We start from the raw sequence: 1,040 nt of genomic DNA, 5'->3' as shown, positions 1-1,040 counted from the left end.
GTTCTGCTCGACGACGGAGCGGAGCTTGCCCATCCCTTTGATGTTCGCGCAGCCCTTGCGTGAGATGACAGGCAGGATCCGTCGTGTGCGTAGCGCGCCCCGGTTCGGGTTGGAGTCGTAGCACTTGTTGCCGAGCAGGGCATCGGGCCGGCGGCGGGGCCGGCCCCGGCGGCCCGCGACGGGCGGGATCCCGTCGGCCAGGGCGAGGGTCTGGGTGACGTCGTTCACGTTCGCGGCTGTGGTGATGACCTTGAGCGGGGTGCCACGTCCGTCACAGATCAGGTGGTGTTTGCTGCCCGTCTTCCGCCGGTCGACCGGCGACGGACCAGTGTCGGGTCCCCCTTTTTCGCGCGGATGTGGGAGCCGTCCACGCACACGCGTGACCAGGCGAGTTCGCCGACCGCGTTCAGCTCCGCGAGCAGGACTTGGTGCAGCTGGTCGAAGACTCCTGCCTTCTGCTACCGGTCCAGGCGACGCCAGCAGGTCTGTCCGGAGTCGAACCCCAGCTCCAGGGGCCGGAGTTGCCACGCTATGTCGTTGTGGAGAACGAACAGGATGCCTCGGAGGCAGAGCCGGTCCGAAACCGGCAGCGGTCCCGGTGACCGTTCCGGCCACGGCGGCAGCAGCGGTTCGATCAGTGCCCACAGGTCGTCGTCCACGATCCACGGCCGAGTGCTCGCACCGTCACGGACGGCCGAATCATCAGATCGGTCACGCCCACCAGGATGATTCGGCAAGATCGTGTTACGAGCTCTAACGGCCGCTGGAGTGCGATGGGCGGACTGGTTTCGTGAGGGACTGCCTGGGGCCTAACGTTTGAATGGCATGCTGGGTGCCTCATGCGTCAAGAAGCCGCACATAACGCACACAGCGCACGTAACGCACGCGGGCGTTTTGCCCAGAATTTCCGCCGCAGGGTGCTGACCTGCGGCTACTTCCACGCGTCTGTGCTCCACATGTTTCGCGATGACGCATCATGTGGAGTGCGTGGCGATCCTTGAGCCCGCCGAAAAGAGCCGCTGACCTGCTGTTTTAGCGAG

At 65.4% G+C, this 1,040-nt stretch carries 2 protein-coding genes; both read right to left on the bottom strand.

What is annotated here, in order from left to right; translation table 11 throughout:
• On the bottom strand, positions 1-375 hold a 375-nt coding region (locus ACFU7D_RS29870; RefSeq protein ID WP_378874196.1), incomplete at its 3' end, for a transposase.
• A gap of 83 nt (positions 376-458) precedes the next feature.
• Positions 459-659, bottom strand: a complete 201-nt coding sequence (locus ACFU7D_RS29865) for a transposase (protein WP_378874194.1) — start codon at positions 657-659, stop codon at positions 459-461.
• Between the last annotated feature and the right edge of the window lie 381 nt (positions 660-1,040).

Origin of the sequence: Nocardioides sp. NPDC057577 (assembly GCF_042801335.1) — a bacterium.
GTDB lineage: Bacteria > Actinomycetota > Actinomycetes > Propionibacteriales > Nocardioidaceae > Nocardioides.
The sequence above is the reverse complement of the archived record's forward strand: the minus strand, read 5'-3'. Positions and strand labels throughout refer to the sequence as shown.